We start from the raw sequence: 26618 nt of genomic DNA, 5'->3' as shown, positions 1-26618 counted from the left end.
CGCGCCGCACACTCGGTGTCGTCCCCGCGAACGCGGGGATCCATAACCACAGACAGAAATTGTGGGGCGCGACAGGTCACTCCGAGTCTTCGTCAAACCACTCCCTGTGGCTATGGGTCCCGGATCTGCGCTTCGCTTGTCCGGGACGACGGCGGGGTGTGCCGTGTGCGCGCCCACCACACGAACATCCCGCCGCATAGTTTCACGCATCACAAAGAATTTTTCTCCGAAACCGCAACCCGAATCCTCCCGTAGTTCGGTCCAACGACGGCGCTGCTGCTTCACGCCAACAGGTCGCAGCCGCCGTTGTTGCCCCAACTCAAGACCGGCCATCGCCGGTTACAATTCAATCGGGAGACTTTCCATGTCGAAGCGCATTGCCTATCTCGCCGCCGCCGCCTTCAGCGCCCTGGCCATCACCGCGACTGTGGTCGCGCCTGTCCGCGCCGAGGAGAAGACTGTCATGGTCGGCGGCGCCGCGATGTTCCCGTCCAAGAACATCGTCCAGAATGCCGTCAACTCGAAGGACCACACCACGCTGGTCGCGGCGGTGAAGGCGGCCGGCCTGGTGCCGACGCTGGAAGGCAAGGGCCCATTCACGGTGTTCGCGCCGACCAACGCCGCCTTCGGCAAGCTGCCGGCCGGCACCGTCGACAATCTGGTCAAGCCCGAGAACAAGGCGACGCTGACCAAGATTCTCACCTACCATGTCGTGCCCGGCAAGCTCGAGGCCTCCGACCTCACCGAGGGCAAGAAGCTGAAGACCGCCGAAGGCGAGGAACTGACGGTCAAGAAGATGGACGGCAAGACCTGGATCGTCGATGCCAAGGGCGGCACCTCGATGGTCACGATCTCCAACGTCAACCAGTCCAACGGCGTGATCCATGTGGTCGACACCGTGCTGATGCCGGCGACGTAACACCGCGCGATCCTGTTTCATCCCCGAACAGGATGCGACGAAACGGCGAGCCGAGGGCACCCGGCTCGCTTTATTGTGACCGCCATAGCGCGACGCTATCGATTCGATGGCGGACAGGGCGTAACGAAAGCGGGCACATCGGCGTATAATCGGTGTCACACGACATTCAGGACGGAACCACCATGTCGAGCCTCACAGTCACCGACGAGCAGGTCAGCGCCGCCCCGGCCAAAGTGATCCAGCCCGCCTGGGTCCGCGTCATGCACTGGGTCAATGCGCTGGCCATGATCCTGATGATCCTGTCCGGCTGGCAGATCTACAACGCCTCGCCGCTGTTCGGCTTCAGTTTTCCGCGCGAGTACACGCTCGGCGGATGGCTCGGCGGCGGCCTGCTCTGGCACTTTGCTGCGATGTGGCTGTTGATGATCAACGGCCTCGCCTATCTCGTCACGGGCTTCGCCACTGGCCGTTTCCGCAAGAAACTGTTTCCAATCACCCCGTCAGGCGTGCTCCACGACGTCAGGGCAGCGCTGACCTTCAAGCTCGGGCATGACGACCTCACCGTCTACAATTACGTGCAGCGCCTGCTCTATGCCGGCATCATCGTGGTCGGCGTGCTGATCGTGCTCACGGGCTTAGGGATGTGGAAGCCCGTGCAACTCTATTATCTCGTCGCGCTGTTCGGCGACTACCCGACCGCGCGCTACATCCATTTCTTCTGCATGGCCGCGATCTGCGCGTTCCTCGTCGTTCACGTCCTGCTCGCGCTGCTCGTGCCGAAGAGCCTGCGCGCCATGATCATCGGCCGCTGAGGAGGAGAGCATGGCGAAACGTTCATTCTTGATCCCCGGCGTCGACAAGCGGCTCTTGATCAAGGACTCCATCAAGACCATGCCCGACGTCACCCGCCGCCGCTTCATCGCGGGCGGCGCGAGCCTGGGCGCGCTGACGCTGCTCACCGGCTGCGATGTGATCGACTCGTCCTCGGCCGAGGAGATGCTGAAGCAGGTGTCGAAATTCAACGACGCGGTGCAGGCCTTCATCTTCAATCCCGACGCGCTGGCGCCGACCTTCCCCGAAAGCGCGATCACAAAGCCGTTCCCGTTCAATGCCTATTACGATCTCGACGACGCGCCCGACGTCGCTGGCGCCGACTGGAAGCTCGAGGTCCGCGGCCTCGTCGACAACAAGAAGTCGTGGACGCTGGACGAGCTCTACAAACTGCCGCAGGTGACGCAAATCACCCGCCATATCTGCGTCGAGGGTTGGAGCGCGATCGGCAGCTGGACCGGCACGCCCTTGCGCGATTTCCTCAAGCTGATCGGCGCCGACACGCGCGCGAAATACGTCTGGTTCCAGTGCGCCGACAAGGACGGCTACAATTCGCCGCTCGACATGCGCAGCGCGCTGCATCCACAGACCCAGATGACGTTCAAATACGCGAATGAAATCTTGCCGCGCGCCTATGGTTTTCCCATGAAGATCCGCGTGCCGACAAAGCTCGGCTTCAAGAACCCGAAATACGTGGTCTCGATGGAAGTCACCAACGACTACAAGGGCGGCTATTGGGAAGACCAGGGGTATAATTCGTTTAGCGGGAGCTGAGAGGGCGAATAGCGAATGGGGAATAGCGAATGGGAAGCGATGAAGCCTATCCGGTCTCAATTCGCTATTCGCTATTCACCATTCGCCCTTCTGGCCACCTTCCGCTGGCACAGCGCCGCCACCGCCCCCAGCGCCAGCAGCGCTGCCGACACATTCAGCGCGTAGCTCAAGCTCCCCAGCGCGTCCGTGATCGCGCCGACCACGATCGGCCCCAGCGTCTGGCCGACGCCGAACGAGATCGTCATCGCGGCGATCGCGGTCGGCCACATCGCCGGCGGATAATTGAAGCGCACGAAGGCGGTGGTCGAGCCGACCACGGCGAAGAAGGCGACGCCGAACACCACGGCCGAGACCGCGAGCCACGCCGGCGAATGCCCGAGCATCGGCAGGGCCGCGCCGAGCGCGTTGGTGCCGAGGATGATGGCGGTGGCCAATCCGCCGCGATCGAGCGCCAACACGCCGCGCCAGGCCCAGGGTGTGACGAAGGCGGACAGGCCGATCAGGCCCCAGAACGCGGCCTGCGCTGCGGCCCCGCCGCCGCCGTCGCGCACATAGGCGATCATGAAGGTCATGTAGGCGATGTAGCCCGCGCCGAACAGGAAGTAGCCGGCGAGGTAGATCAGCACAGGACGAATCGCGAAGGCGGCGTGGCTGCCTTCCGAGAAACGCGCGCCGCTTTCGATGCGGATCAGGAACAGCGGCACGGTCATCGCGGCCGAGAGCAGTGTCAGCGCCCACCACACCATCCACCACGAGCCCGGCCCGAAATATTGCAGCGTGAACGGAGCGATCAGCCCCGAGGACAGAATGCCGATGCCGGGCCCGGCATAGAACAGGCTGAGCAGGAAATTGGCCCGCTCCGGGCGCGACTGGGCGATGGTCGCAGCCAGCGCGCCGCCGGCGACGAAGCCGGCCGCGGCCCCGAGACCGAGTACGAGGCGCGCCAGGCTCAGCGCGACGAAATTCCCCGTCAGCGCGCAAGTGGCGAGCGCAGCGACGCAGGCCAGGGTTCCGCCGCGGATCGCGGCCGCCCAGCCGACGCGCTGGATCAGGCGCGACGCCACCAGCGCGCCCACGAGATAGCCGACGGCATTGATGGTGTTCATGAATCCGGCGGCCGAATAGGACCAGCCGAGGTCCTCCCGCATGTCGGGCAGCACCAGCGCATAGGCAAAGCGGCCGATGCCGAGCCCGACGGTGGCCGCCAGCGACAGGGTCAGGATCAGCCGCGCGGGGTGCGCGTCGGGCGGGGGGCGGCGGTCTTTAGTAAAGCAGTCTTGGGCGTGCAAGGGGTACTCCGGCCGCCGCACTGTGGCAGGCCCCGCCCGCCTTGCACAGCCGCGCCGCGGCAATGGTGTCTTGCCAAGCGCGCAACGCCGCTCTAGCACTCCGGCCGAATTCGATCTCAGAGGAAACGACCATGGCGACCCACAAACTGCTGCTGCTTCCCGGCGACGGTATCGGCCCCGAGGTGATGGGCGAGGTGAAGCGGCTGATCGACTGGCTCAATTCGGCCGGGATCGCCAAGTTCGAGACGGACACCGGCCTCGTCGGCGGCTCCGCCTATGACGCGCACAAGGTGTCGATCTCCGAAGGCGACATGGCCAAGGCGCTTGCGGCCGACGCCATCATCTTCGGCGCGGTCGGCGGTCCCAAATGGGATGCCGTTCCTTACGAGGTGCGCCCTGAAGCCGGCTTGCTGCGCCTGCGCAAGGATCTGGCTCTGTTCGCCAACCTGCGTCCCGCCGTGTGCTACCCGGCGCTGGCCGATGCCTCCAGCCTGAAGCGCGAGGCCGTCGAAGGCCTCGACATCATGATCGTGCGCGAGCTCACCGGCGGCGTCTATTTCGGCGAGCCCAAGACCATCACCGACCTCGGCAACGGCCAGAAGCGCGCCGTCGATACCCAGGTCTACGACACCTATGAGATCGAGCGCATCGGCCGCGTCGCCTTCGAGCTTGCCAGGAAGCGCAAGAACAAGGTGACGTCGATGGAGAAGCGCAACGTCATGAAGTCGGGCGTGCTCTGGAACGAGGTCATGACGGCGGTCCACAAGCGCGAATATCCTGATGTCACGCTCGAGCATCAGCTCGCCGATTCCGGTGGCATGATGCTGGTGAAGGCGCCGAAGCAGTTCGACGTCATCGTCACCGACAATCTGTTCGGCGACATGCTGTCCGACATAGCGGCGATGCTGACGGGCTCGCTCGGCATGCTGCCCTCGGCCTCGCTCGGCGAGGTCGACGTCAAGAGCAAGAAGCGCAAGGCGCTGTACGAGCCGGTGCACGGCTCGGCGCCTGATATCGCAGGCCAGGGCCTCGCCAATCCGATCGCGATGATCTCGTCGTTCGGCATGGCGCTGCGCTACTCCTTCGACATGGGCGCGCTCGCCGACAAGGTCGACGCCGCGATCGCCGCCGTGCTCGCCAGCGGCCTGCGCACCGCCGACATCAAGTCGGAGGGCACCACGGCCGCCTCGACCACGCAGATGGGCGAAGCGATCCTGAAGGAATTGCAGAAGCTGCACGCGTAAGCGGCAAGCACCGCCATCGTAATGGAATCGTAGGGTAGCCATGTGGACTGCGCGGAAGCGCAGACCGCTTGGCGTAACCCACCTCTTCTGTCTCCGCGGAAACCAAAGTGGTGGGTTACGCCGTGCTAACTGCGCTTCGCGCAGTCGCAGGGCTAACCCACCCTACGGCCCGCTCTCGGAGCACCTCATGGACACCTCGCCCCGCCCCAAGATCGCGGAAACCATCATCCATGACACGGTGCGCCAGCGCGAGGCGCAGATCGGGCGGCGCTGCGAGGTCCTTTCCAACACCCGCATCGAATATGCCTCGCTCGGCGACTACTCCTATCTCGGCGAGAATTGCGAGGTCGCCGACGCCGCCATCGGAAAGTTCACGGCCATCGCCAACTCGGTGCGGATCGGTGCGCCCAATCATCCGATGGGCCGGCCGTCGCAGCATCGCTTCACCTATTGCCCGGAATATTACGAGGCGGGCGTGACGCGCGACCGCGACTTTTTCGCGGACCGCCGCGGCGACCGGGTCATTGTCGGCAATGATGTCTGGATCGGGCACGCCGCCATCCTGCTGCCCGGCGTGAACGTCGGCGACGGCGCGGTGATTGCGGCAGGCGCGGTGGTCAGCCGCGATGTCGAGCCCTACACGATCGTCGGAGGCGTTCCAGCGCGCCCGATCCGCAAGCGCTTTCCTGATTCCGTCGCGGACAGCCTGCGCCGCATCGCCTGGTGGGATTGGCCGGACGAGCTCATCTTCGAGCGCCTCGCCGATTTCCGCTCCGAAGCGATCGAGGAGTTTTGCAGGCGCTATGATCCGGTGTTTGCGGAATCGTAGGGTGGGCAAAGCGAAGCGTGCCCACGCATCTTTTGCTATTGAGAGACAGCGTGGGCACGGCGCTTTCAGGGCCTTTGCCCACCCTACGGCACCTCGCAAAAACAAAAATGGCCGGGCGCGAGCCCGGCCATTTTGATTCGGTCGATAACTCCGCTCAGTACAGCGGGAAATTCTGCGGGTAGCCGCCGACGTCCTGCGGCGGCGACAGCGGCTGGCGGTCGATCGGGCGGTTGAGATTCTCGCGGGCGAAGGACGGATAGCCAACCGCCGGCGGGAAGGCGTAGTCGGAGAACTTGCGGTCGCCCGGATTGACCTCGGTGCCGCCGTCGAGCCAGGAGCGCTTGCTCACGTAGATGCGGGTGCGGCCCTGCTGGTAGACGGCGTTGGGGCCGCTCGGGCCGTAATAGTGCCGGCCACGCTCGTCATAGCGCTTGGTCTTGGTGTCGGCCGAGGCCGGCGTCGCCACAATGGCAGAGGACATGGCAATCACGGCGCCCGCTGCAAGCAAGGTCGCCAATTTGGCAGAGAATTTCGAGCTCATCACGTCCCCTTCAGGCGGCAGGCCGCCAGTCGATTTCACCCCATACTAGCCCGGCCGGGGGGAGTGCAACTAGGTCTATTGGGTCACACCGGCTCGGAATAATCGTGCCCGCTGGCAAAAGTTGCATCAATACCAGCCACTTGGGCTTGATGCCGGTCAAAGCGCCCCGCGCAATTGCGCGTTGGCGGCGCCCAGCAGCCAGTCCGGCGAGCCCACGAGGTCGCAAGCACGGCGCTTCAGCTCGGCACGGGCGAACAATTCCGCCAGCTTCGGCTCGTTGCCGGAAGTCAGCAGCGTCAGCCGGTTCAGCGTGCAGGCGATCGCCGCACGCCGGGCGGGCAGGGTATCACCCTGGCAGGAGAAGCCGGAGATCTGCAAGGCCGGCTCCTCATTGCGCTTGAGGTAGCCCAGACAAGCCGTCGCTCCCCTGTCCGTGCCGATCGGCCGGAACAGCGCGACGGGGCCGAATTTCGTCTCGATCAGGCCGGCTTGCTCGAGCGGGGTGGCCGCCCCGAGACCCATCTGGATGGCGAGGTCCATCGCTACAGGACGGGCCACGTCGAATTCGCCGCCTTCCCGATAGATTTCGAGCTCTGCCAGCGGCTGGTCCGCCGCGCCTGCCCACCGCATCACGTCTTTGCGGCCCCCTTCGGGATGCCGAAGGATGGTGTAAGAGGCTGTTTTTTCTGATGAATCGATCCGGCTCAGGGCGAAGGCCGGGTGCGATCGGTCAGCCGTGCTCCAGCCCGGCTTGTCTGCGGGATCATCGCCGCGCAGCTCGGGCAGCTGGCCCAGCGCAGCGAGGGCGAGGATGGCAAACAGCGCGAGCGCCCCCACATAGGCGACCAGATGCGCCAGCGTGCCGACGACCTCGTCGGCGATAGCCAAGAGCGTCAGCTGGATCTGGGTAGGGCTAACGGCCGTGCTGGCCTCAGGCGACTGCATCCACGGCCTTCAGGCATGGTCCAACGTTGTCTTGAGGCCGGTTCTCGCATAGAAGCGCTGCTCTTCCTGTTTAAGCGTCAGCTTCGGGAACGGGCTTTTTCATCGGAGAGTGAACGATGGGTTACAAAGTCGCAGTCGTCGGCGCGACCGGCAATGTCGGACGGGAAATGCTCAACATTCTCGACGAGCGCAAATTTCCCGCGGACGAGGTCGTGGCGCTGGCGTCACGCCGCAGCGTCGGCGTCGAGGTCTCCTATGGCGACCGCACCCTGAAGTGCAAGGCGCTCGAGCATTACGACTTCTCCGACGTCGACATCTGCCTGATGTCGGCCGGCGGTGAGGTGTCGAAGGAATGGTCGCCGAAGATCGGCGCCGCCGGCGCGGTCGTGATCGACAACTCGTCGGCCTGGCGCATGGACCCGGACGTGCCGCTGATCGTGCCGGAGGTGAACGCAGGCGCGACGGAAGGCTTCAAGAAGAAGAACATCATCGCCAACCCGAACTGCTCGACGGCGCAGCTCGTGGTCGCGCTCAAGCCCTTGCACGAGAAGGCGACCATCAAGCGCGTCGTGGTCTCGACCTATCAATCGGTGTCGGGCGCCGGCAAGGACGGGATGGACGAGCTGTTCTCGCAGACCAAGGCCGTCTACACCAATGACGAGCTGGTCGCGAAGAAATTCCCCAAGCGCATCGCCTTCAACGTCATCCCCCACATCGACGTCTTCATGGAGGACGGCTACACCAAGGAAGAGTGGAAGATGATGGCGGAGACCAAGAAGATTCTTGATCCCAAGATCAAGCTCTCCGCCACCTGCGTGCGCGTGCCCGTGTTCGTCGGCCACTCCGAGGCCGTCAACATCGAGTTCGAGAATCCGATCAGTGCGGATGAAGCGCGCGACATCCTGCGCAAGGCGCCCGGCTGCCTCGTCATCGACAAGCAGGAGCCCGGCGGATACGCGACGCCCTACGAAGCGGCCGGCGAGGACGCGACTTACATCAGCCGCATCCGCGAGGACGCGACGGTGGAGAACGGCCTCGTGCTGTGGTGCGTGTCCGACAATCTGCGCAAGGGCGCCGCGCTCAACGCGATCCAGATCGCGGAAGTGCTGATCAACCGCAAGCTGATCAGCGCGAAGAAGAAGGCGGCCTGAAAGCAGGCGAGTGGTGAGTAGCGAATGGCGAATAGAGATTTCTATGCGCAACTCGCCATTCGCTACTCACCATTCGCCCTCTTGAATTCCTTCGCAACCTTGTCGAGCACGAACAGCGATCCCTCCGCGACGCCGAAATAGGCACCGTGGGTCTGCATCTGGCCGCTGTCGACCGCCTTCTGCACGAACGGGAACGTCATCAGGTTTTCCAGGCTGCGGAACACCGCGGCCTTCTCGATGCGCTCGACGAATTGCGCCATGCTCTCATGGTCGCGTTGCTCGACCACTTCCCCCGGCTTGATGAACATCTGCATCCATTTGCCGATGAAGTCGCCGGGCGTGAGCGGCTCGATCTTGTCGACGAAGGCGCGGATGCCGCCGCATTGGGCGTGGCCGAGCACCACGATGTGCTTCACCTTCAGCACCGTCACCGCATATTCCAGCGCCGCCGAGACGCCATGTGCGTTGCCGTCGGGCTGATACACTGGCACCAGATTGGCGATGTTGCGGACCACGAACAATTCGCCCGGGCCGACGTCGAAGATCACCTCGGGCGAGACGCGGCTGTCGCAGCAGCCGATCACCATCACTTCCGGCGACTGCCCCTTCACCGACAGGTCGCGGTAGCGGGTCTGCTCGGTCGGCAGCCGCTGGGTGGCGAAGGCCCTGTAGCCTTCCAGCAAATGCTCTGGGAATGCGGTCATGGCCTATGCCTAAACATATACCGCCGGGGCGAACAAGCCTTTCGATTAGGCAGGCCAGATGTTATCGCCTGTGGCTGTTTGCTCGAGCATGATGCTGGCCGGAGGCCGCCGCACAGTTTTCCGGATCATGCTCTACCACCGCCTGAGGAAACCGAAGGGAACGCTTGCATGACCCGCCCGCGCCGCAGCCATCTGTTCATGCCCGGCTCCAACCCTCGCGCGCTGGAAAAGGCGCGCAATCTCGCCGCCGACGGCCTGATCCTCGATCTGGAAGATTCCGTCGCTCCCGACGCCAAGGCGGTGGCGCGCGATGGAATCGCGGCGGCCATCGCGGCAAAGGGGTTCGGCAAGCGCGAGATCCTGATCCGGACCAACGGTCTCGACACGCCCTGGTGGGCCGATGATCTCGCCATGGCCGCCAAGGCCTCGCCCGACGGCATCCTGGTTCCAAAAGTTTCAAGTGTCGAAGATCTCGATACGATCGGCCTCCGACTTACCGAGCTTGGCGCGGCGCCGACGGTGAAGGTCTGGGCCATGATCGAGACCGCGCGCGCCGTGCTGCACGCGGAGGAGCTGGCCGAGGCCGGGCGCGATCAATCGCGGCGTCTCTCCGGTTTCGTGTTCGGCCCGAACGACATCTCACGCGAAACGCGCATCAAGATGCTGCCTGGCCGCGCCGCGATGATCCCGATGATCACACACTGCATCCTGGCGACGCGCGCCCACGGCCTCGAGATCCTCGACGGCCCCTACAGCGACATCGCCAATTCCGACGGCTTTGCCACCGAATGCGCGCAGGGCCGCGATCTCGGCTTCGACGGCAAGACGCTGATCCACCCCTCGCAGATCGACGCCTGCAACGCGATCTTCACGCCGCCCGAGGAGGAGGTCGCGCGCGCGCGAAAAATCATCGCGGCGTTCGAGCTGCCGGAGAACGTCTCGCGCGGCGCGATCCGCCTCGACGGCGCAATGGTTGAGCGGCTGCACGCCGACATGGCCCGGCGCACGATCGCAATCGCGGATGCTATTGCCGCGATGAGCAAGGGCTGAAGCGTCAACTCGAAAAAGCGATATCCGCTTATCCGCGACAAACGGCCATCTTCTGTTCGCCAAGAGCAGAGGACGGTGCGGCCAATTCCTCGCAATACATCCGATCGATGTTGCGCTGCATGAGCGCATAACAGTCGCATGCGACCTTCTCGAGCCGCGCCCGATCGATCTCTACAAACCCGCGTCCGTCGGACGGGACCGCGCCGGCCTCGCGTAGCTTGCTCATCGTCAGAGTTACTGTTGTCCGTCGCACCCCAAGCAGTTGCGCAAGCGCCTCCTGCGTCACCGGAAGCCGGTCATCGGGCACGCGGTCGTGAAGCTGCAGGAGCCACCGCGCCATGCGGCCATCCACCCGGTGCAACGCGTTGCAAGCGGCTACGTGCTGGAGCTGCAATAACACCGCGCGGGCGTGGACCTGCACGACGTTCCTGATGGCTGCGCTTTGCGCAAAGGCGGCGCGAAATTTGGCGGCGGAAATCAGCGATGCTGTGCCGGCTATGCGAGTAACCGCGGTCACGGATGAAAGCGACGGGCCGAGCACGGAGAACGAAGCCAAAGCGCCTTCGCGCCCCATCAAGGTGGTTGCGACCGTTTGCCCGTCCGGCATATCGAGCATGAAGGCGATTGCGCCGCTATGGGGAAAATAAACCGGGTCGAGCTCATCGCCCGACCGCACAAGGACGGCATCGGGTTCGAACGAGACCTTCTGGAAGTAGGGCGTGAGCAAGCCGAGATCCGCCGGCGGCAACGCCGCCAGTAGCCGATTCCCGATGCCCGCGCGGTGGACGGTCGACGTGTCCTTGTGTGGACGAGCCCCCAATGGACGACGAGGTCCGTCTATTTCATTTGCCATGATTGTCCGAAATCCGAACTGGTCAATGGCAATGATCCAAACAGAGCCGATAGGCGAGATCAAGCACGGATAATTGCGGTGGCCTTTCCGGCATCCTCGCCGTGCAAACAAGATGTTGCATACATCATACTATTAACGCCCCATTGCCACTCGGCGAGTCGCCCACGAGGTGGGAGCTCTGCTGATCGTCACCATCAACGGTCCGGCAGATAGTCGAGGCTTTTCCCGTTGCGGTGGTGAACAGGGGTGCTACCCTCAAAGCTGTTATTAGATCATTAGGTCTGGGCAATCCATTGATGCGGTTTTTTGGGGCAGCCGTCCTTCTCGTCACGTCGCTTTTGTTCACTCAGCCGGCCCTTGCGCAGTCTCGGGTTGCTCTTGTCATCGGCAATGGGGTCTATGAGAAGGTGCCGGAGTTGCCGAACCCGACTCGCGATGCGGCCGACATCGGCCGCGCGTTGGAGCGACTGGATTTCAAAGTCACGCTGGTCAAGAACGCGACCGCGCAAGAGATGAGGAAGGCCGTCATCGACTTCGGCCGCTCTGCCGAAGCATCCGATATCGCCGTCGTATTCTACGCCGGGCACGGCATGGAGGTTGGCGGCGAGAATTGGCTGATTCCCATCAGCGCGGAACTGCGGAGCGACGCCGATATCGAGAGCGAGGCTGTGAGCCTGCGCTCGGTGAGCCTTCAGGTTTCGAGGGCACGGAAGCTGGGGCTCGTGATCCTGGACGCATGCCGCAACAATCCCTTTGCAGCGAAGATGAAACGCTCGATCAGCACTCGGGCCGTGCCGCGCGGGCTCGCGCCGACCGAACCTTCCGACAATGTCCTGATCGCGTATGCCGCCCGCGATGGCACCACGGCGAGCGATGGCGAGGGCCGCAACAGCCCCTTTACGGCGTCGCTTCTTCGCCACATCGAAACGCCGGGCCTGGAGATATCGTTTCTGTTTCGCCGCGTTCGCGATGACGTGATGGCGGCGACCAAGCGCGAACAGCAGCCTTTCGTGTATGGCTCCTTGTCGAAGGAAGAGATTTACCTGAGGGCTCCTGCCGCAAGCGCTCCGGCGCCAGTCGTGTCCGCCCCGGCGCCGGCCGCGTCGGCTCCGGCGCCCGCAAGTCCCGCAGAAGACGAGAAGTTTTGGCTGGCGATCGAGACGTCGACAGTGGCTGGTCTCTATGAGGATTTTCTGGCCAGATATCCCCGCAGCAGCCATGTCAACGAAGCGCGCCGCCGGATCAAGAATTTCAAGGCCAACGAAGTTGCGGCGCTCGCATCTCCGGCCGTCCCTCCAAAACCGGACGCCACCGGGCGCCAAGGGTCTGATGGAAAACAAGGGTCTGATGGAAAAGGGTCTGACGTAAAGACCGTCGTCCGAAATCTATTTGCGCCGGAGGATAGCCAGAAAGTCGCTGCCATCGCGGCAGCTCAGAAACTCGAATTGCCGAGCTTCACCATCTCGCCAGATCAGAACGATCCGCTGAACGCCAACTCCAGGTTTGTCGGTGTGTGGTCCAACAAGCGTGGGTGGACCAATGGCAAGGGACGCTATGCCATGCTGATCATCACGGGGGTCTCCGCGACGGGCTTGGCCAAGGGATACTACCTCTGGGGCCCGCCCACGAAACAATCCTGGGCGAAGGATGTGGCGGGATACAAATCGTTCGCCGAGTTTATCGAGAACGATAAATTCGCCATCAATGGAACGCCGGTCACGGTCAAGCTGGACAAGAACGTCTTGGCGCTGTCTTCCTTCAAAAAAGAGAATCCGTCAGAGACCGCGACTATCGAGCTTCGCCCGGTCTGGCAGCTTGTACCGGCGCCAGAGCAGGTCGAGCCTTCAACCAAACGCGAGAAAGTCTCGCAGCCTCGTGCCGCCAAAAAGGAAAGCGCGGCCGAACCGAGTCCGCCGAGCAATGTCACTGGGACGAGCATGGAAGAGCGCTATCGCGCGTGCAGAAAGCTCGTGCAGGGGTTTGCCCAGCGCGATGCTTGCGCGCGAAATGGCGCGATCTAGAACGCTTTCGGCCGAAGCGGGTACCGGTTCGCGTGAAGATAACGCGTCAAAAACAAGAATCTAGAGCTGGATGACTTCCTGCGGCTTACGCCGTCTCAATGCGGTGCGATCGAGCGATTCTAGTGTCGAGGCGTTGCGCAATAGCCGTGATAATTCTCCGCGGCGCCCTCAGTAAGATCGCGGTCGCATTGTCCCTTGTGATTGCACAGCGCTCCATGTCGGGAGCAATTGCGGCTGTGCGCGCTGACACCTCGTCGTGCGACGAGTCCTTCTTGCGTTCAACAACGTCATCTCGCGTCTCGACTCCTTCGTCCGACGGACTGTGACAATCACCCGCATCCGTCGCGCCGTGACCTCTGGATGCAAGCTTTGAGTTGATGTTGCGCGGAAGCGCCTCGTGCGAATGCGCGCGTGATTTTGATGTTTCGCGGCTCCCAGCGTTGGACGCCGTGAAATCAAAACATCAGCCGACAACGTCTCGTCTGCGTCTCGCGCCGAGATCTCGCTCAATACATTAGATGCCTTCTATTTGGCGATGCTCGTTTGGCTGTTTATTGCACTCTGGGTCTCGTCGGCGCGATGAGACGGGGCATCAATAAGAAAAGACTCCGGGGTACTATGATTCACGATTGGAATGGCGCGCGCGTATTTTGGCTCGTGTCGGTATCGATGCTGCTGACCACGACATCGTCATTCGCACAGCAATCCAACGTTCAACCGTCGGCGGGATCCGGACAGTCGCTTCCTCCGGTTGCGGTATCTGCGCCGGAGCGCCGCGCTGCGCCCGCCCGGAGGCTGCCTTCATCGAATGCAGTGCGCGCGAGGCGTCAGGCCGATCGGCCCGCGAACGCGCCGGCAGCAAGCGCACCTGCGACGATCGGCGCGCAGCGCGCCGCATTGCCGGTACCGTATGTCGGCGGACAAGTCGCGCGAGGCGGCCAGCTCGGCCTGCTCGGCAACAAAGACTACATGGATACGCCATACAGCCTCGCCAGCTATACGGAGAAGACCATCCGTGACCAGCAGGCCACCAGCGTCGCCGAAGTTCTGACCAATTCCGATCCGTCGGTCCGCGCGGCAATCGGCAGCAGCAACCGCTATGACGCACTGACCATTCGCGGCTTCCGTGTCGAGAACAGCGAGATCGCGCTGAACGGGCTGTACGGGCTGGTGCCGGCCTATCGTATCAACCCGGCGCCGATCGAGCGTATCGAATTGCTCAAGGGCCCGGGCGCGTTCCTCAACGGCATGGCCCCTCAGGGGAGCATCGGCGGTAGCGTCAATGTCGTGACCAAACGTGCTTACGAAGATCTGACGCGCCTGACCGTCGGCTACATGTCGAACGCCCGCTTTGGCACGGAGGTCGACGTGGCGCGCCGCTACGGGGATCAGAAGGAATGGGGCGTCCGGTTCAATGGCGGGTTCAATGGTGGAGACACCACGATCGACCGCCAATCGGTGCGTGACGGTGTCGGTTCGCTCGGTGTCGACTACCGCGGCGAGCGCTTCCGGTGGTCGGCCGATGTCATCTATCAGGACGACTGGATGAAAGCTGCGGCGCGCGGCTATACACCGGTCAAGGGCATTGCCGTGCCCAATGCGCCGGATCCTCGTATCAATCTCGCCCAGCCCTTCGACTATGCCCGCGCAAAGAGCCTCACGGGCCTGACGCGCGCTGAATACGACCTGTCCAACAACGTCACCATGTTTGGCGCCATCGGCGCCAATCAATTCGGTTATGACAAGCGCGAGGCGCCGGGAGCGACGATCCTCACGACTTCGGGCGACGCACTTTCAACGTCGCGCTTCCAGACCGGCAAGTCCGAGGCCGTGTCTGGCGAAGCCGGTGTTCGGGCGCGATTCGATACGGGGCCGGTCGGCCATGAAGTCGTGGTCAGCGGCAGTGTCCTGAACCGAACCGACTGGCTCGGTCAGACCAATTACGGGAATTATCTCACCAACATCTACACACCCACGCTGCTGGCGGGCCCCGGCACCCCGATGTCGTCCTTCGCCGAGGGCAAGTCCGACTTTCTCGGCCTGCGAAGCGTCGGCGTTGCCGATACGCTTTCGATGATGAACGGGATGCTTCAGGTGACCGTCGGCGCCAGACAGCAGCAGGTCATTGCGAACGGCTTTGATCCCGCGAGCGGTCTGGAGATCGCGCACTATGACCAGAGCGCGACGTCGCCCTCCGTGGCCCTGCTGGTGCGACCGATCAAAGAAGTGTCCTTTTACGCCAGCTACATCGAAGGTCTTTCGCCCGGACCCACGCCGCCGGCCAGCGCAGCCAACACCAACGCGGTGTTCGCTCCCTTCAAGACAAAGCAATACGAGGTCGGCACCAAGCTCGATCTCGGTCGCTTCGGCGCGAGCCTGGCGGTGTTCCAGATCAGCCTGCCGAGCGGCGTCGTCGATCCCGTCACCAAGATCTACAGCCTCGACGGCGAACAGAGAAACCGCGGCGTCGAGCTCAACACCTTCGGCAAAGTGGCGCCCGGGGTCCGGGTTCTGGGCGGTGTGACTTATCTCGATGCACGGCTCACCAAGACCGAAGGGCACCTCTATGACGGAAATCATGCGGTCGGTGCTCCGGGCTGGCAGAGCAATCTTGGTATCGAGTGGGATGCGCCCTTCCTGCCTGGGCTGACGGCGACGGCTCGCACGATCTACACCAGCCGGGCCTATGTCAGCACCGACAACATCCAGAGCGTCCCCGCGTGGATGACCTTCGACCTCGGGGCACGCTATGCCACTAGTCTCGCTGGACGGCCGACCACGTTCCGCGCGTCGCTCACCAATCTGTTCGACAATCGCTACTGGATCGGAAATCCGACCGGCTATGTGATCAGCGGCATGCCGCGGACGCTGTGGCTATCGATGTCGGTTGACTTCTGACGCGGAATGAGCCGGCGTTGCGCCGCTCACCGCGGCGCGACATCGGCGCGATCGAGCGATTCCAGCGTCGCGGCGTTGCCGCAGTAGCCGTGATAGTTCTCCGCGGCAGTGCCGTCGGCCAGATCGCGGTCGCATTGTCCCTTGTTGTTGCAGAGCGAGCAGACCCGCTCCATGTCGCGGAGCAGCAGCGGCTGCGCGCGGCCTAGCCCTTCGGCGCTGATGCCAAGCTGCTGCAGCATCATTGGCAGCTCGTCGGCAGAATGCTTGCCGTGGCGGACCAGTTCCTCGAGATCGTCAGGCGCGATCCTCAAGTCGCTCGCGATCCGGTCGAAATCGGCGCGATCGAGCTGCCGCATCTCGTTCAGCTCGCGGCGGTGCTTCAGCCAGCTCGCAAAGGAGTCGATGAGGTCCTGGACGATGGGATAAGGCCTGCTTGCGGTGCTCATGGAAAGCTCCCTTCGGACAGCGGAATTGGAGCGAATTAAGCACAATGATGCAGAGGCGCGTTGCGCTGGATCAAACTGGAGGGGCGAGGAAAATTGCTCTCGTGCCCCGGACGCGGCGCAGCACACAGTGGTGCGCCGCTGAGCCGGGGCCCACAGGTAGCTGGGTCCCGGCTCTGCGGAGCAGCGTTGCACGCTGCACCGCGTCCGGGACACGGAGAGGCGCTTACGGAAACCGCTCCGCCGCCCAGGCGTACAGGCTGCCCGGAATCGGCTTTTCGCCACCGCGGCCCTTGGGGGAGATGTGCAGGCCGATGATCTCGGGGTTGGTGACGAGGCCGAGATAGCTCGAGGGATCGAAGAACAATTTTGGCTCGGCATGCACCGCATAGAACGACTGCTTGGGCAACGCGTTCTGCAACTCGCCGGTGCGGCGCGCGAGCGCGGTGAGTGCAGCGGGCCCGAAGATCGCGACGCGGATATCCGAAAGACGGCTCGAGCCGCCGCGCAGGCGGCGCATCATGAAGGTGATGCGATGGCGGACCGACAGCCAGTTTGGCGACAGCTCCTCCTGCTCCATCAGTTCCTCGAAGGCGGCGACGATGCCGTGCCCGGGCGGCAGATAGATCACGGAATTGCCGAGCTGGCGCGGCCGCTCCCAGGCGAAGTAAGGCTTTGCCGGATTGATCTCGACCGGCTTCAACAGCAGCACATCGGCATCGAGCCAGAGGCCGAGATTCTTCGCCATCAGCTTCATGCGGAAGAAATCGCTGAACTGCAGCGTGGTCCAGTCGCGCCAGCTTCCATCCGGTTGCGGTGGCCGCAAGCGTTCCGAGAACGCGTGCGGCAGGATCGCTTCGGCATCTGCGTTTGCGACGCCTGAGGGCAGGCCGGGAATGGCGTCGAAGCTGTAGACCGTGACCTTATGGCCGGCCGCCAGCTGCGAGCGCAGACAGGTCTGGCGCAGGGCGTCCATCGGGCCATGCCAGAAGGTGACGATCTCAGGCAACATCAGCGAGCTATAGGGACAAGCAGGGCAAAGAAAAAGCCCCGGCGCTTGCGGCACCGGGGCTCGAACGAAAAACAGGTATCAGGCCCAGGCGCGTTCGCGCTTGAGCTTGTCCTCATAGGTGTCGATCGAGGACTTCTTCTCCATCGTCAGGCCGATGTCGTCGAGGCCGTTGATCAGGCAGTGCTTGCGGAACGGGTCGATCTCGAACTTGACCTTGCCGCCGTCGGGGCCGCGGATCTCCTGGTTCGGCAGGTCGATCGTCAGCGTCGCGTTGGCGCCGCGCTCGGCGTCGTCGAACAGCTTGTCGAGGTCTTCCTGCGAGACGCGGATCGGCAGAATGCCGTTCTTGAAGCAGTTGTTGTAGAAGATGTCGCCGAACGAGGTCGAGATCACGCAGCGGATGCCGAAATCGAGCAGCGCCCAGGGCGCGTGCTCGCGGCTCGAGCCGCAGCCGAAATTGTCGCCGGCGACCAGCACCTTGGCATTGCGATAGGCGGACTGATTGAGCACGAAGTCCGGATTCTCGCTGCCGTCGTCCTTGTAGCGCTGCTCGGAGAAGAGCCCCTTGCCAAGGCCGGTACGCTTGATGGTCTTGAGGTACTGCTTCGGAATGATCATGTCGGTGTCGACATTGATGATCTTCAGCGGCGCCGCGACGCCTTCCAGCGTGGTGAACTTGTCCATTGTTGCGCTTTCTGGTTCAGGGAAACCGGTATTTATCGCGATCGGGAGCCGAATCCTAGGCCGAATTCGGCAGGTCTACTCCGCCTTAGCCTCAATCGCCGCCATATCGTCGTCCGACAGGCCAAAATGGTGGCCGATCTCGTGGATCAGGACGTGGCGGACGATATGGCCGAGGCTCTCGTCGTGCTCGGCCCAGTAATCCAGGATCGGCCGGCGGTAGAGCCAGACCATGTTGGGCAGCCGCGCCACGTCGCCAAGGCTCTGCTGCGGCAGGCCGACGCCCTGGAACAGGCCGAGCAGGTCGAACTCGCTCTCGCATTCCATCTCGTCCAGGACCTCCTCGGTCGGGAAGTCGTCGACGCGGAGGATCACGCCCTCGCACAGCCTACGAAATTCCGCCGGCAGGCGCTCGAAGATGTCGTGTGCCGTCGCTTCCATCTCGGCCAGCGAAGGGGCTTTCAATTCCGTCCACATGGGGTTGTTCTAAAGCGTTTTCGAGCGAAGTGGATACCGGTTCGCGTGAAGAAAACGCGTCAAAGCAAGAATCTGGAGCCGGTTTCAATTCCATTGTAACGGGCTCCAGCGCGGGTTTCCCGCTGATGCATCCCGCTTTATAAAGCGCAGCGAGGTTGACGGGCGCCGCCAAAACGGGGAGCGTGGGCCTCGAACAGGACGTTTCAGGTGGGCGGAAAAATGCGAGCGAAAACAGCGCTGACGCTACTGTGCATGGGGTTGTTTTCGCCATTTTGCGTTGACGCCGAGGCCCAGACCGCCGGCCCCGAGATTCGCCTCGCCCAGGCCGGCCCGCCGGATGCCCCGCCACCGCGCAAGCGACCGCCGCGCTTGCGCGTCACGCCCTATTACAGCCCTGACGGCGTCTATCCGCGCTACAATCCGGGTCCCAATGCGGTCCGCGAATGCAACGCGACCTATGTGCAGGAATTCCGGCCCAGCGGCACGGTGATCGTGCCGCGGATGAGCTGCTACTGGCGCCCCGGCTAATGCCCCAAGGGATCGTCATGGCGAGATGGATTGCATGGGCCGTTGCCGTCGCGCTTGCCGCCGGCCTGCCCTGCGCGTCCGCGGCGCCGAGGGTGACGATTCCGGAGGCCTCGGCCGGGATCGCGGTTTTCGATGTGCGGCGACCCGCGCGGACCCAACATATTGCGCGGCCTGTCGTGCGCCATGATCCCCGCTACTATGCGCGGCCGGTCCACTATCGTCCCTATCCCTACGGCGTGCCCGCGCCCTTCGTGTTCGGCTACGGGCCGTTCTGGTGACGTCCTAGCCGGCGGGCGCAAATCCCTTGACCAGTAGCACGGTCGCCTGCGCGCCCGCCTTGCGGTCGCGCGAAATCTCCTCGTAGTCGGGTGAGTTCGAGAAGGCGAGGAAGGCGGCCTCGTCCGGAAACGACATCATGACCAGCTTGTCGTGCGGCCACGCCCCTTCGAGCACGCGCGGTCGCTCATCGGCAGCGAGCAGCCGCCCATGGTACTTCCTGAACACATCGAAGAACCGCGCCTGAAAGCGATCGTAGGCCGCGCGGTCGGTCATCTTCAATTGTGCAATCGCGTAGACGGTCATCTCAAGACTTCCTTCCCGTAGCGGCACAGCGCCGCGGCGCCCGCCTCGTTCATTCATGGCGCGTTCACATCGCTGTCCGCAATTTAACCCCGGGAGCGACTGCAATTGAACAGGGATGACGCGGGCCGGGAACGAGCATCGCCACTCCGCTGTTCAAAATCAGGGAGAAGTCCATGCTGAGGAGTTTGGGTCTCCGGGCAGGCCCGGTGCGCCTGCTAGGGATTGCGGCTGCGGCGACGCTGATGCTGTCGGCCGGGAGCGCGCATCGCGCTGAAGCGCTGAGCTTGATCAATCCGGCGACGTCACCTGCGACGAAAGCTGCGGCCGACGACCTCGTCACGCAGGTCCGGCACGGCGGCGGTGGGCATGGTGGTGGCGGACATTTTCACGGCGGCGGTGGCTTCCGCGGTGGCGGCGGACATTTCGGCGGCTTCCGCGGCGGCGGCTTTCATGGCGGCGGCTTCCGCGCCGGGCCGGCCTTCCACGGCGGCGGCATTCGCTACGGCGGATTCCGTCATTATGGCGGCTATCACCGCCACTGGGGCTATCGTCCCCATTTCGGCCATCGCCACTTCCACCGGCGCTATTATGTCGGCGGCTATTATCCCTACTACCATCATCCGCGCCGCTGCCGGGTCATCTGGACCTATTACGGCCCGCGCCGCATCTGCCGCTGGCATCGCTGGCACCATCCGTATCGGTATTGGTAAGCACGACCAAAGTGAAAAGGGCGCCTCAGCGGCGCCCTTTGCTCGTCCGGCGGCTAAAGCCAATCCTTCAGCTTCCACGACGCGGACTTCCATCGCATCAGGGTCTCGACCTTCCACTGCTTGAACATCGCCGGCGGCCAGCGGCTGAGCTTCGAGGTCTCCTCGACCTCGGGCTTGGCGACGATGTGCAAGCGTGGCGCGCGCCGGCGGTGCTGGCGCGTGGCTTCGCTGATCAGGTCGACATATTCCGGCTTGTTGGCCATGGCGCGCGTCCTCGCGAAAACCTCGCGAGGACGAGAGTGTCAGGCGATCGTTTAACGGCGGTTTGCCGCGATCGCTACAATTGCAGGCAGTGGCTTAGCGCCAGTCCCTGACGTCGACGAAGTGACCCGCGATCGCCGCCGCTGCCGCCATCGCCGGCGACACCAGATGGGTGCGGCCCTTGAAGCCCTGGCGTCCTTCGAAGTTGCGGTTCGAGGTCGAGGCGCAGCGCTCTTCCGGCGCCAGCTTGTCCGGGTTCATCGCAAGGCACATCGAGCAGCCCGGCTCGCGCCATTCGAAGCCGGCCTTGATGAAGATCTTGTCCAGACCCTCGGCTTCCGCCTGCTCCTTCACGATGCCGGAGCCCGGCACGACCATGGCGTTGACATGCGCCGAAACGGTCTTTCCTTCGGCGATCTTCGCAGCAGCGCGCAGATCTTCGATGCGGCCGTTGGTGCAGGAGCCGATGAAGATGCGATCGACCTTGATGTCGGTGATCTTCGTACCCGCGGTGAGGCCCATATACTTCAGCGCGCGATGCTTGGAGAGACGCTTGGCCTCGTCCGCGATCTTATCCGGGTCGGGCACGATGCCGGTCACCGAGATGACGTCCTCAGGGCTGGTGCCCCAGGTCACGATCGGCGGCAGCTTAGCGGCATCGAGGCGCAGCTCGTTGTCGAAATGCGCGCCCTCGTCGGAGCGCAGTTTTTCCCAGTAGCGCATCGCCGCATCCCAGTCCGCGCCCTTCGGCGCCTTGGGGCGGCCGCGCAGGAAGTCGAACGCTTTCTGGTCGGGCGCAACGAGGCCGGCGCGCGCGCCGCCTTCGATCGACATGTTGCAGACCGTCATGCGGCCTTCCATGCTGAGCGCGCTGATGGCGTCGCCGGCGTATTCCAGCACGTAGCCGGTGCCGCCCGCGGTGCCGATCTCGCCGATGATGGCCAGGATGATGTCCTTGCCCGTCACGCCATCGGGCAGTTTGCCATCGACGGTGACGCGCATGTTCTTGGCCTTCTTCTGGATCAGCGTCTGCGTCGCCAGAACATGCTCGACTTCCGACGTGCCGATGCCGTGCGCGAGCGCGCCGAACGCGCCATGCGTCGAGGTGTGGCTGTCACCGCAGACGATGGTGGTGCCGGGCAGGGTGAAGCCTTGCTCGGGACCGATGACGTGGACGACGCCCTGGCGCTTGTCGAACTCGTTGTAATATTCGATGCCGAATTCCTTGGCGTTCTCGGCCAGCGCCTTGATCTGCTCGATGCTTTCAGGATCGGGATTCGGCTTGGTGCGATCGGTCGTCGGCACGTTGTGGTCGACGACGGCGAGCGTCTTTTCCGGCGCGTGCACCTTGCGCCCCGTCGCGCGCAGGCCTTCGAACGCCTGCGGCGAGGTCACCTCGTGCACCAGATGGCGGTCGATGTAGAGCAGGCAGGTGCCGTCCTCGGCTTCGTGCACCAGATGGTCGTTCCAGATCTTGTCGTACAATGTGGTCGGCTTGGACATGAGCTTGAGCTCCGAAAGAATGTTGTGTCAGCGGATAGGCGCGCGGGGCGCACGGGCAACAAAATCGTCAGCGCAGCTTTTGGGCTGCGCGGCTAAGCTCTGACGTTGCCGAGGTCGCGAAGCGTCCGAAGAACCGGCCAGGCAGCCGCGAGCGATCGTCGATGACGATGCGCTTGACGGGGGCAAGGCTGGTCGGATCTGGAAACATTCTAGAAGCTATATAGCATGCAGCGGTAAAAGCGCGAGGGCTTCAAGTTCGTCATTGAGAGCCACCGGGTCCGCGCGTAGCGCGGCCCGATGACAGGCTCCGCGAGGCAATCCAGGAATGCGCCCGCGCAGACAGTCTGGATTGCTTCGTCGCCAGAGCTCCTCGCAATGACGGTGGGCAAAACAAAAAAGCGCGGAGCCGAGCCCCGCGCTTTCGAAAACGTGCCTGATGGCGAAGCCTACTCGTTGACGGCCTTGGCGTGCTCAGTCTTCTCGACGATGCGGGCCGACTTGCCGCGAAGGCTGCGGAGGTAATAGAGCTTGGCGCGACGCACCTTGCCGCGGCGCACCACCTTGATCGAATCGATCATCGGCGACATCACCGGGAACACGCGCTCCACGCCCTCGCCGTAGGAGATCTTGCGAACGGTGAAGCTCTCGTTGAGGCCACCGCCGGAACGACCGATGCAGACGCCTTCATAGGCCTGCACGCGGGTGCGGTCGCCTTCGACGACCTTCACGTTGACGATCACGGTGTCGCCGGGACCGAATTCCGGAATCTCCTTGGTGGCGGAGAGCTTGTCGAACTGCTCTTTTTCGAGCTGTTGGATCAGGTTCATGGGGTAATCTCCATCGGCGCGCCCAGCCGTGAGAAACGGGGGCTGCGCGAAATTCGTCGATCCAGCTATTGCGGATGTGGCCGCTCCTATAAGGCAAGCCGGAGGGTTTGTCACCCGTCTGTCTTGTTTTTTGGCGTTTTTTGGCGACGGGCCCGATTCGGGGGCTTGGGTGGGATTTGGGCCCATAAATCGGGTCGCCGCGCCGCCGTCAGGGCCTCGGATTGTGCCCGCCGCCAGGCCGCGACCTTGGCGTGATCCCCGGAGGTCAGGATATCCGGGATTGGAGCCCCCTCGAACAGCTGCGGGCGGGTGTATTGGGGGTACTCCAGCAGGCCGTCGGAGAAGCTCTCCTCGGTTCCCGAGGCCTCCTTGCCCATCACGCCCGGCAGCAGCCGCACGCAGGCGTCGATCAGGGCCAAAGCGGCGATTTCGCCCCCGGACAGCACGTAATCGCCGATCGAGACCTCTTCCAGGCCCCGTCCATCGATCACCCGCTGGTCGATCCCCTCGAAGCGCCCGCAGACGATCAGGGGGCCGGGGCCCTGGGCGAGTTCTGTGACGCGAGCCTGGGTCAATGGCCGCCCCCGCGGGCTCATCAGCAGCCGCGGCCGCTCGGGGGCGATCTCGGCGGCATCGATGGCCGCCGCCAGAACATCCGCCCGAAGCACCATTCCCGGCCCTCCGCCGGCCGGGGTGTCGTCAACGCTGCGGTGGCGGTCGGTGGCGGACGCCCTTATGTCCCGCGCCTCGATCTCCCAGAGCCCGGATGCCAGCGCCCGGCCGGCCAGGCTCACGCCCAGCGGTCCCGGAAACATCTCCGGAAACAGCGTCAGCACCGTCGCGCGCCAGGGTGAGGGGTTTGCCATCGCAATCAGCTTAGCCAAAAACCACGGCCCGTGGTTATGGGTCCCCGCGTTCGCGGGGACCCGCCGAGGGAGCGTCGTCGCCCTCGATCTCCTGCGGCAGCGCGATCACGACGCGGCCGCCTTCGAGATCGACCTCCGGCACCACTGCGTTCGTGAACGGCAGCAGCATCGTCGTGCCTTTCGGCGGAGCGATCTCGATGATGTCGCCTGCGCCGAAATTGTGGATCGCGAGCACGCGGCCGAGCGCATCGCCGTCCGTGGTGACGGCGGCGAGCCCGATCAGATCGGTGTGGTAATATTCGTCCGCGTCGGTCGCAGGCAGCTTGTCGCGCGCGACGTAGAGCTCGGTGCCGTTGAGGCGCTCGGCCTCATCGCGGGTCGTGACGCCCTTGAACGTCGCGACCAGATGATCTTTGGCCTCGCGCGCCGTTGCGACCTCGAACTGGCGCTTGCCGTCCTTGGACAGCAGCGGACCATAGCGCCTGACGGCAAAGGGATCCTCGGTGAAGGTCCACAGTTTGACCGCACCGCGCACACCATGCGCGGCGCCGATCCGCGCGACGCAGACCAGCGCCGACATGTTCTAGCCTTAGCCCTTCGCGGCGGCTTCGGCCTGCGCCTTGCGCTCCTTGCGCGGCACGGCCTTCTCGGGATTGTTGCGCGCTTCGCGCTTCTTGACGCCGGCAGCGTCGAGGAAACGCGCCACGCGGTCGGACGGCTGCGCGCCCTTGGCGAGCCAGGCCTTCACCTTGTCCATGTCGAGCTTCAGGCGAGTCTCGTTGTCCTTCGGCAGCAGCGGGTTGAAATAGCCGAGACGCTCGATGAAGCGGCCATCGCGCGGAAAGCGCGAGTCGGCGACGACGACGTGATAGACGGGACGCTTCTTGGTGCCTGCGCGGGCGAGGCGGATAACGACGGACATTTAGTTCTCCTTCAAAGTACAGGTTGTTCGTTGATTGGTATTCCGCGTTGCGCGGGACGCTTATCGGTCCCGTGCGACGAATTCCTCATTTCTTCTTGCCGGGAAAACCGCCGAGGCCCGGCAGCATCGGCTTGCCGCTGAGGCCCGTGAGCCCCGGCACATTCGGCAGGCCCTGACGCAAGCCGGCCGGCAAATCCTTCGGCAAATTGGGCAGACCCTGCCCGCCGCCGCTCTGCATCTTCTCCTGCAGGGCCTTCATCTCTTCCGGCGAGGGCGGCTTCATGCCGCCGCCAAAGCCCATGGCCTGCGCGATGCCGGCGAGCGGGCCGCGCTTGCCCGAGCCCATCGCCTTCATCACGTCGGCCATGTTCCGGTGCATCTTGAGCAGCTTGTTGACCTGCTCGACGCTCTGGCCGGACCCTGCAGCGATACGCTTCTTGCGACTGGCCTTGAGCAAATCGGGATGACGGCGCTCGTCGCGCGTCATGGAATCGATCACCGCGACCTGGCGCTTCAAAATCTTGTCGTCGATCCCCGCGGCCGCGATCTGGTTCTTCATCTTGGCGATGCCGGGCATCATGCCCATCAGCCCGCTGATGCCGCCCATATTGGCCATCTGCAGCAGCTGCTCGCGCATGTCGTTGAGGTCGAACTGACCCTTGCGCATGCGCTCGGCGGTGCGTGCGGCCTTTTCGGCGTCGATATTGGCGGCGGCACGTTCGACCAGCGACACCACGTCGCCCATGCCGAGGATGCGGCCGGCAATACGATCGGGGTGGAAGTCTTCCAGCGCATCGGTCTTTTCACCGGTGCCGATCAGCTTGATCGGCTTGCCGGTGACCGCGCGCATCGACAGCGCCGCACCGCCGCGGCCGTCGCCGTCAACGCGTGTCAGCACGATGCCGGTGAGGCCGACGCGCTGATCGAACGCGCGCGCGAGATTCACGGCGTCCTGACCGGTGAGGCTGTCGGCGACCAGCAGCACTTCGTGCGGATTGGCCGCGGCTTTGATCGCGGCGGCTTCCGCCATCATGTCTTCGTCGAGCGTGGTGCGGCCGGCGGTGTCCAGCAGCACGATGTCGTAGCCGCCGAGCTTGCCGGCTTCCAGCGCGCGCTTGGCAATCTGCGGCGGCTGCTGTCCCGCCACGATCGGCAGGGTCGGAATGTCGAGGTCGCGGCCGAGCACGGCCAGCTGCTCCATGGCCGCCGGGCGATAGACGTCGAGCGAGGCCATCAGCACCTTGCGCTTGTCGCGCTGGACCAGGCGGCGGGCGAGCTTTGCGGTGGTGGTCGTCTTGCCCGAGCCCTGCAGACCGACCATCATGATCGGCACCGGCGGCACGGAATTAACGTCGATGGTCTGGCTTTCGGCCCCGAGCGTGTTGATCAGCTCGTCATGGACGATCTTGACGACCATCTGGCCGGGCGTGACCGACTTGACAACGGTGGCGCCGATCGCCTGCTCGCGCACGCGCTCGGTGAAGCTGCGCACCACTTCAAGCGCGACGTCGGCCTCCAGCAGCGCGCGGCGCACCTCGCGCATCGCGGCATCGACGTCCTTTTCGGTCAGCGCACCGCGCCCCGTCAGACGATCGAGAATTCCGCCAAGCCGTTCCGACAGATTGTCGAACAATGCCGTTGTCCTGTTTTACCACTCCCCGCAAGCGCGGGGCGGGGGAGAAGAAAGTCCAAACACCTTTGCGCCCGAGGGCGCACAGCGCTGTCGGGCGTTGACCTCTGGCCTCGAGGACCAGTCG

General features: G+C 63.9%; 29 protein-coding genes. 12 read left to right on the top strand and 17 right to left on the bottom strand.

Features of this window, described 5'->3' with window-relative positions:
- The first annotated feature begins 364 nt into the window (after nt 1-364).
- From RAD04_RS13295 to RAD04_RS13285, 3 genes are all read left to right on the top strand, one after another.
- A complete protein-coding gene (locus RAD04_RS13295) occupies nt 365-919 on the top strand; it encodes a fasciclin domain-containing protein (RefSeq protein WP_028139268.1) in 555 nt (184 codons plus the stop codon).
- A 182-nt stretch (nt 920-1101) separates the two neighbouring features.
- Complete coding sequence (locus RAD04_RS13290) at nt 1102-1731, top strand: cytochrome b/b6 domain-containing protein (protein ID WP_461624148.1); 630 nt, start codon at nt 1102-1104, stop codon at nt 1729-1731.
- Between the two features lie 10 nt (nt 1732-1741).
- Nucleotides 1742-2524 (top strand): molybdopterin-binding protein, encoded by a 783-nt coding sequence (locus RAD04_RS13285; RefSeq protein ID WP_212252145.1) that lies wholly within the window; start codon nt 1742-1744, stop codon nt 2522-2524.
- A gap of 71 nt (nt 2525-2595) precedes the next feature.
- Here the strand turns inward: RAD04_RS13285 and RAD04_RS13280 are convergent, their stop codons facing one another.
- Entirely contained in the window at nt 2596-3813 is a 1218-nt protein-coding gene (locus RAD04_RS13280; RefSeq protein ID WP_461624147.1) for a YbfB/YjiJ family MFS transporter, read from the bottom strand.
- Nucleotides 3814-3944: 131 nt separating this feature from the next.
- Here RAD04_RS13280 and leuB point away from each other — a divergent pair, with 131 nt between their 5' ends.
- Both leuB and RAD04_RS13270 read left to right on the top strand, forming a co-directional pair.
- Nucleotides 3945-5057: a 3-isopropylmalate dehydrogenase gene (gene leuB / locus RAD04_RS13275; protein WP_104465425.1), complete on the top strand. Its 1113-nt coding sequence runs from the start codon at nt 3945-3947 to the stop codon at nt 5055-5057.
- 187 nt (nt 5058-5244) lie between these two features.
- On the top strand, nt 5245-5886 hold the full coding sequence (locus tag RAD04_RS13270; RefSeq protein WP_461624146.1) for a DapH/DapD/GlmU-related protein: 642 nt from the start codon (nt 5245-5247) through the stop codon (nt 5884-5886).
- 154 nt (nt 5887-6040) lie between these two features.
- On the opposite strand, the gene RAD04_RS13265 is transcribed toward RAD04_RS13270, so the two are convergent.
- Nucleotides 6041-6427 carry a hypothetical protein gene (locus RAD04_RS13265; RefSeq protein WP_177237395.1) on the bottom strand — a complete coding sequence of 129 codons (387 nt, stop codon included), beginning with the start codon at nt 6425-6427 and terminating at the stop codon, nt 6041-6043.
- Between the two features lie 156 nt (nt 6428-6583).
- Nucleotides 6584-7372 (bottom strand): hypothetical protein, encoded by a 789-nt coding sequence (locus RAD04_RS13260; protein ID WP_461624145.1) that lies wholly within the window; start codon nt 7370-7372, stop codon nt 6584-6586.
- 116 nt (nt 7373-7488) lie between these two features.
- On the opposite strand from RAD04_RS13260, the gene RAD04_RS13255 reads away from it, so the two are divergent.
- Complete coding sequence (locus RAD04_RS13255; protein WP_461624144.1) at nt 7489-8523, top strand: aspartate-semialdehyde dehydrogenase; 1035 nt, start codon at nt 7489-7491, stop codon at nt 8521-8523.
- A 62-nt stretch (nt 8524-8585) separates the two neighbouring features.
- Here RAD04_RS13255 and RAD04_RS13250 read toward each other — a convergent pair whose 3' ends face one another.
- Entirely contained in the window at nt 8586-9227 is a 642-nt protein-coding gene (locus RAD04_RS13250) for a carbonic anhydrase (protein WP_461624143.1), read from the bottom strand.
- 168 nt (nt 9228-9395) lie between these two features.
- Here RAD04_RS13250 and RAD04_RS13245 point away from each other — a divergent pair, with 168 nt between their 5' ends.
- On the top strand, nt 9396-10277 hold the full coding sequence (locus RAD04_RS13245; RefSeq protein ID WP_461624142.1) for an HpcH/HpaI aldolase/citrate lyase family protein: 882 nt from the start codon (nt 9396-9398) through the stop codon (nt 10275-10277).
- Between the two features lie 28 nt (nt 10278-10305).
- On the opposite strand, the gene RAD04_RS13240 is transcribed toward RAD04_RS13245, so the two are convergent.
- Nucleotides 10306-11193, bottom strand: coding sequence for a Crp/Fnr family transcriptional regulator (locus RAD04_RS13240; RefSeq protein ID WP_461624141.1), 888 nt, complete (start codon nt 11191-11193; stop codon nt 10306-10308).
- A gap of 233 nt (nt 11194-11426) precedes the next feature.
- Between RAD04_RS13240 and RAD04_RS13235 the strand changes: the two genes are divergently transcribed.
- Nucleotides 11427-13151 (top strand): caspase family protein, encoded by a 1725-nt coding sequence (locus tag RAD04_RS13235; protein ID WP_461624140.1) that lies wholly within the window; start codon nt 11427-11429, stop codon nt 13149-13151.
- Nucleotides 13152-13964: 813 nt separating this feature from the next.
- Nucleotides 13965-16049, top strand: a complete 2085-nt coding sequence (locus tag RAD04_RS13230; RefSeq protein ID WP_461624139.1) for a TonB-dependent receptor — start codon at nt 13965-13967, stop codon at nt 16047-16049.
- A gap of 26 nt (nt 16050-16075) precedes the next feature.
- Here RAD04_RS13230 and RAD04_RS13225 read toward each other — a convergent pair whose 3' ends face one another.
- The 4 genes from RAD04_RS13225 to RAD04_RS13210 all read right to left on the bottom strand — a co-directional run bounded on the left by RAD04_RS13225 (nt 16076) and on the right by RAD04_RS13210 (nt 18662).
- Nucleotides 16076-16495, bottom strand: coding sequence for a hypothetical protein (locus tag RAD04_RS13225; protein ID WP_091965007.1), 420 nt, complete (start codon nt 16493-16495; stop codon nt 16076-16078).
- 223 nt (nt 16496-16718) lie between these two features.
- A complete protein-coding gene (locus tag RAD04_RS13220; protein WP_461624138.1) occupies nt 16719-17504 on the bottom strand; it encodes a glycosyltransferase family 32 protein in 786 nt (261 codons plus the stop codon).
- 78 nt (nt 17505-17582) lie between these two features.
- On the bottom strand, nt 17583-18188 hold the full coding sequence (leuD, locus tag RAD04_RS13215) for a 3-isopropylmalate dehydratase small subunit (protein WP_092261454.1): 606 nt from the start codon (nt 18186-18188) through the stop codon (nt 17583-17585).
- A 75-nt stretch (nt 18189-18263) separates the two neighbouring features.
- Nucleotides 18264-18662 (bottom strand): metallopeptidase family protein, encoded by a 399-nt coding sequence (locus tag RAD04_RS13210; RefSeq protein ID WP_461624137.1) that lies wholly within the window; start codon nt 18660-18662, stop codon nt 18264-18266.
- A 252-nt stretch (nt 18663-18914) separates the two neighbouring features.
- Here RAD04_RS13210 and RAD04_RS13205 point away from each other — a divergent pair, with 252 nt between their 5' ends.
- Nucleotides 18915-19190 carry a hypothetical protein gene (locus RAD04_RS13205; RefSeq protein WP_461624395.1) on the top strand — a complete coding sequence of 92 codons (276 nt, stop codon included), beginning with the start codon at nt 18915-18917 and terminating at the stop codon, nt 19188-19190.
- A 17-nt stretch (nt 19191-19207) separates the two neighbouring features.
- Nucleotides 19208-19468: a hypothetical protein gene (locus RAD04_RS13200; RefSeq protein WP_461624136.1), complete on the top strand. Its 261-nt coding sequence runs from the start codon at nt 19208-19210 to the stop codon at nt 19466-19468.
- Nucleotides 19469-19472: 4 nt separating this feature from the next.
- Here RAD04_RS13200 and RAD04_RS13195 read toward each other — a convergent pair whose 3' ends face one another.
- A complete protein-coding gene (locus tag RAD04_RS13195; protein WP_461624135.1) occupies nt 19473-19772 on the bottom strand; it encodes a DUF1330 domain-containing protein in 300 nt (99 codons plus the stop codon).
- 173 nt (nt 19773-19945) lie between these two features.
- On the opposite strand from RAD04_RS13195, the gene RAD04_RS13190 reads away from it, so the two are divergent.
- Nucleotides 19946-20482: a hypothetical protein gene (locus tag RAD04_RS13190; protein WP_461624134.1), complete on the top strand. Its 537-nt coding sequence runs from the start codon at nt 19946-19948 to the stop codon at nt 20480-20482.
- Between the two features lie 53 nt (nt 20483-20535).
- Here the strand turns inward: RAD04_RS13190 and RAD04_RS13185 are convergent, their stop codons facing one another.
- From RAD04_RS13185 to ffh, 7 genes are all read right to left on the bottom strand, one after another.
- Nucleotides 20536-20745, bottom strand: coding sequence for a hypothetical protein (locus tag RAD04_RS13185; RefSeq protein ID WP_461624133.1), 210 nt, complete (start codon nt 20743-20745; stop codon nt 20536-20538).
- 94 nt (nt 20746-20839) lie between these two features.
- Complete coding sequence (leuC, locus tag RAD04_RS13180) at nt 20840-22246, bottom strand: 3-isopropylmalate dehydratase large subunit (RefSeq protein ID WP_461624132.1); 1407 nt, start codon at nt 22244-22246, stop codon at nt 20840-20842.
- Between the two features lie 446 nt (nt 22247-22692).
- Nucleotides 22693-23073, bottom strand: a complete 381-nt coding sequence (rplS, locus tag RAD04_RS13175) for a 50S ribosomal protein L19 (RefSeq protein WP_091964989.1) — start codon at nt 23071-23073, stop codon at nt 22693-22695.
- 110 nt (nt 23074-23183) lie between these two features.
- Complete coding sequence (gene trmD, locus RAD04_RS13170; RefSeq protein WP_461624394.1) at nt 23184-23939, bottom strand: tRNA (guanosine(37)-N1)-methyltransferase TrmD; 756 nt, start codon at nt 23937-23939, stop codon at nt 23184-23186.
- A 34-nt stretch (nt 23940-23973) separates the two neighbouring features.
- Nucleotides 23974-24519, bottom strand: a complete 546-nt coding sequence (gene rimM / locus RAD04_RS13165) for a ribosome maturation factor RimM (protein ID WP_461624131.1) — start codon at nt 24517-24519, stop codon at nt 23974-23976.
- Nucleotides 24520-24528: 9 nt separating this feature from the next.
- On the bottom strand, nt 24529-24861 hold the full coding sequence (gene rpsP / locus RAD04_RS13160; protein WP_008133080.1) for a 30S ribosomal protein S16: 333 nt from the start codon (nt 24859-24861) through the stop codon (nt 24529-24531).
- An 85-nt stretch (nt 24862-24946) separates the two neighbouring features.
- Entirely contained in the window at nt 24947-26494 is a 1548-nt protein-coding gene (gene ffh / locus RAD04_RS13155; protein WP_152102107.1) for a signal recognition particle protein, read from the bottom strand.
- Nucleotides 26495-26618: the final 124 nt, after the last annotated feature.

Source organism: Bradyrhizobium sp. 25ACV, assembly GCF_054863005.1.
Note: the sequence above shows the minus strand (reverse complement) of the source record. Positions and strands in the feature narration are given on the sequence as shown.